Origin of the sequence: Gemmiger formicilis (assembly GCF_016901605.1) — a bacterium.
Lineage (GTDB): Bacteria > Bacillota > Clostridia > Oscillospirales > Ruminococcaceae > Gemmiger > Gemmiger formicilis_B.
In genome coordinates, this window is record NZ_JACJKP010000216.1 from 1 (window position 1) to 3904 (window position 3904).

The window sequence follows — 3904 nt, forward strand, 5'->3', positions numbered from 1 at the left end:
GCCCCCGCTTTGTGGCAAGGGTCTGTCCCATGGCGATTTATGTTTTTCCGTAGAGCTGGGCATCCAGCGCAGCCAGCCGCCTTCCGATGGCCTCCACCACATTGACCGTCACGCCATTTCCGGCCTGTTTGTAGATCTGATTGTCGCTGTGAATGGCCAGCACCTTGTCGATGCGCTCATCTGTCCAGCCCTGCAGACGCAGGCACTCCCGTGGAGTCAAGCGGCGGATTCGGCCATTGTGCAGCACCCCGGAAGCCTCTCTCTTATGCTTGCGAATCCCGCCGTTCTGCTTTGCGGTCAGGCAGCGGGCAATCTCGGTGGTTTGGGGATCACGATTCATATCGATGAAGCATGGTGTCCCTTGTGTTGATCCGGTGGTGAGGGTGTGGGCAATTTTGTGTCCCACCCTGCCGCGACGGGTATTGGTGCTATAGTAACTGATGTCGATGCTGTCCCCTTCATAGGCCATCTTGTAGCCTTTTCGGGTCGCTTCTTTGATGGGCAATCCGACAGCATACAAACCGGTGCGTCCTCCAAATCCTCCCGCCTGAGCAGCCAGTGTACAGCTTATTCCATCGGGGGAATAGATTCGTTCTCCCTGGGCGCCTGGTCGAACTTGTGCAAGAGCATTTCCTGCTGCTGTGGTGAAAGGAAGTATTTTTCCTCTACATCGCTCATCAAGATATCCGACAAGATACACCCTGCGGCGGGACTGGGGGACGCCGAAATCTTTGCTGTTGAGCACCTGCCATTCCACACCATACCCCAGTCTGTCCAGCGTATGGAGGATCGTCGCAAACGTCCGTCCGCCCTCATGAGAAAGCAGGCCGGGTACGTTTTCAAACAGCAGATAGCTAGGCTTCCGGGCTTCAGCCAGACGGGCCAGCTCGAAGAAGAGAGTGCCGCGGGGATCTCCGAACCCTCGTCGGTTGCCGGCAAGGCTGAAAGCCTGGCAAGGAAATCCTCCGCAGAGCAGTTCGAAGTCGGGCATTGTATCGGGATCGGCTTTTCGGGCATCGTCAATGAACCACTCTCCCTCCGTGTCAAACAGGGCGCGGTAGCTGCGGTCGGCGTATTTGTCGATCTCACAGTGTCCCATGCAAACAAAATCGCCGGCTCTGGTCAGCCCCTCCCGAAAGCCGCCCATGCCAGCGAACATATCAATATAGTGAATGGTCTTTCGCATCCGCTCCTTTCTGATCGGTGGTGTTGTTATTTAGAGCACAAGCAAAGGCATTCCCCCTTTCATAGAGATATGAAAAATGCCCCGCAGGCTGTTGACCTGCGGGGCTGGCTGTTATGGTTATTCTTCTGTGTAGGCATCACCGCTTTCGCCGTACTCCGATTCGCCATCCTTGGCTTCATCGGGGGCTTCCTCGGTGTTGGTCTCCTCGTCCGTATCACTGTCCTCATCGGGGTCGTTGTTCTCCTGATCGACGTCCGGTTCATCTTCATCGTCCGACTCTGCCGGATCTTCCGCGGGATCTTCTCCCACGGTATCGCTCATCTCCGCGCTGGGGTCCTGCTCCTGCGCGGCTGCGGCCTCGGCTTCCTCGTTGACGGCGTCAAGCTCGGCCTCAATGAGCTGGACCATGAAGTCTTTCTGGCTCAGCTTCCGTCCGTAGGTTTCCTCATAGTGCTTGAGGTAGTCTTTGATACGCCGGTAGAGTTCCTCGGATACCTGGAAGGCGATAGTTTTGGTTGCCATGTTGTTTTCTCCTTTCTTGTCTTTCGTGAAGTATTTCGTGACCACCATCTCGATGAACTGGCCGGTGGTGATGCCCTGTTCTTCCAGTTCCTGCCGGATTTGTGCGTGCAGATCATCCGGAAGTGTTACCGTTAATTTGCTCATGCTATGGCTCCTTTCTTGTGCTTTTCCTCTTGGGCTAAGCAAAGCATACTGCAAACACAAGCAGAAAGCTATTCACTAAAACCAACGATAATACATCGAATATAGTGTCAAAAATACATCATAAGCAACAATGGGGATTGATCTGTCAGTCGCAGAGCGATGCCAAAAAATCCAGCGTTTGTTTGGGTACCTCTTTCTCCGCAGTCGGTATGTAATTGCCTGTTTTGCCTTCTCTGGAAGTCAATTCTTCTCGCAGCACCTGACGAATTTCTTTTTTGAGCTGCTTTGTTTCCATCTCGGCTAGAATTGCTCTCACCAAGAAGTCCTTACGCTGGCCCCGCGGGACACTCTGTAGTCTTTCCCACGCTTTCCGGTGGTCTGGATTGCTCAGTGTGGGTCTGAATACAAATTGTGGCCGTTTCACCCCTCGCTCACCGTGCCCTGAACGCGGCCCAAGGCGCGCTCAAATCCGATGGCGTTCACCCGGTCGTCCAGCAGCGGAATCACGCGGCACAGGCCGTCTTGGGGGCTGATGTGGCGGTTCACGATACAGGCCCCACCGCCCAGCATGACCAGAGGCATCGCATGAAGGTCGAAGCCCGCTTCCATGACCGCGGAGAACAACCGTTCGGTATACAGCCGGCCCTGTTTGTTCACGATGCTGCGCACCTCGTCCGACAGACTGCAGGGCTGGCCTGCCAGTATCTGCTCGATCTGCGCGTCGGTGAGCGAAAGACCGGTTTCCTGGCGGACCCGCTCCCGGATCTCATCGATGCAGCGGATCATCCCCAGTTCCAGGCTGTGTGCCGTTTCCGCTACCGGCAGGGCGTTGTCAATTCGCATCAGATCCACCGTCCAGCCGCCGATGTCCATGAGCAGCAGCGACGGTTCGTCGGTTAGCAGGTCCGGCTCGGCCATCAGAGCCGCAAAACCCTGGGGAAACAACTGCACATCTGCGATGGTGATGCTGTATTCCACGCTCTCGTAACGGAACTGAACCGGCTGGGAAGGACGAAGCAGATAGCTGCGAAACTTCGGCTTGTCCCGGCCATAGCTAGTCAGCGGTAGACCCGCCGCGATCCGCACTGTACACTCGGTGGGCGCGCCCCGGCTGCGGATTTCCTGTGCCAATGCTGCCAATGTCAGCAGGTAGTAGTTGTCGTTGATGGTTTTGTTTCGCTGGATCGGCTGTCGTCCTGTGCCGCAAACAAAAAAACACCCGCCGAACTCAAGGAGTCCCTGGCGGGTGTAAGGTTCGTGGCTGCCGTAGGCTGTAAGACCGGCTGGGAAAGAACAATGTCGCGTCTTGATGGCGTAGTAGCCGTGATCGATGCCAATGTTCATGGTTTTTGCCTCACTTTCGTTTTTCGTTGATTTTCGTTGAGATTTGCGGATCTATGTAAACGGCTGGTAGGTAACTTTTCTTCCCAGCCGGTAAATTTATACTAGGGGGAGAGGTGTGGAGGGGGAAAAACAAAAAGCCGCCTGGTTCTGGCATTGCCAGAAACCGAGCGGCTAAAAATGGGCGCACTTGTCCCATGCTATTTTACCTATTGATATATACGAACAGCACAGCCCAGAATTTTTTCCATTGTATCGTTAAAGTGGTTTGTACCACATTTTGGTACAAACCTCCCAAGCATATATTATGGTTTGACAGGTTTCCCCAAAACATGATAGACTGTTCGCCGTCACTGTTCGCACTGCCAATTGAACCATTTTAGGCAGGAGGTGATGGTGTATTGGAATTTAGTGAGTTGCTTTTGCTTCTCTCCCTCATTGGTGGCACAATATACGCTTCCGTTTCTTTGACCATCCAAGTACTGGAATATAAGCAAAAGAAAAAAGGCTGACGCGACCGGCGTCAGCCCATTTTCTCTGCGATAAACAGTGACAACAACTAGAAAAGAGCCGGCAACTTGCGTTGCTGGCTCTTTCTGGTGCACCATCGGGGACTCGAACCCAGGACCCACTGATTAAGAGTCAGTTGCTCTACCAGCTGAGCTAATGGTGCATAATAGCAATCTCCGGGCCGGGCCTAAGGCTCGGCCC

At 54.2% G+C, this 3904-nt stretch carries 4 protein-coding genes and 1 tRNA gene; all 5 read right to left on the minus strand.

The genetic code is table 11. From position 1 onward, the window contains the following. Nucleotides 1–37: 37 nt before the first annotated feature. Nucleotides 38–1186 (minus strand): DNA (cytosine-5-)-methyltransferase, encoded by a 1149-nt coding sequence (dcm, locus tag H6B10_RS13025; protein WP_204652001.1) that lies wholly within the window; start codon nt 1184–1186, stop codon nt 38–40. A gap of 117 nt (nt 1187–1303) precedes the next feature. Further along, the gene (locus H6B10_RS13030) at nt 1304–1852 is read right to left on the minus strand and encodes a translation initiation factor 2 (protein ID WP_204652002.1); all 549 of its coding nucleotides are present in this window, start codon (nt 1850–1852) and stop codon (nt 1304–1306) included. Between the two features lie 145 nt (nt 1853–1997). Beyond that, on the minus strand, nt 1998–2147 hold the full coding sequence (locus tag H6B10_RS18090) for a hypothetical protein (protein ID WP_243427385.1): 150 nt from the start codon (nt 2145–2147) through the stop codon (nt 1998–2000). A 125-nt stretch (nt 2148–2272) separates the two neighbouring features. Continuing rightward, on the minus strand, nt 2273–3196 hold the full coding sequence (locus tag H6B10_RS13040) for a ParM/StbA family protein (protein ID WP_204652004.1): 924 nt from the start codon (nt 3194–3196) through the stop codon (nt 2273–2275). A 594-nt stretch (nt 3197–3790) separates the two neighbouring features. Next, nucleotides 3791–3866, minus strand: a tRNA-Lys gene (locus H6B10_RS13045). Between the last annotated feature and the right edge of the window lie 38 nt (nt 3867–3904).

Excerpts from the sequence above, each read along its gene's own strand:
- H6B10_RS18090 (WP_243427385.1), bottom strand. The coding sequence starts at position 2,147 with ATGGAAACAAAGCAGCTCAAAAAAGAAATTCGTCAGGTGCTGCGAGAA.
- H6B10_RS13040 (WP_204652004.1), bottom strand. The coding sequence starts at position 3,196 with ATGAACATTGGCATCGATCACGGCTACTACGCCATCAAGACGCGACAT.
- H6B10_RS13030 (WP_204652002.1), bottom strand. The coding sequence starts at position 1,852 with ATGAGCAAATTAACGGTAACACTTCCGGATGATCTGCACGCACAAATC.
- dcm (WP_204652001.1), bottom strand. The coding sequence starts at position 1,186 with ATGCGAAAGACCATTCACTATATTGATATGTTCGCTGGCATGGGCGGC.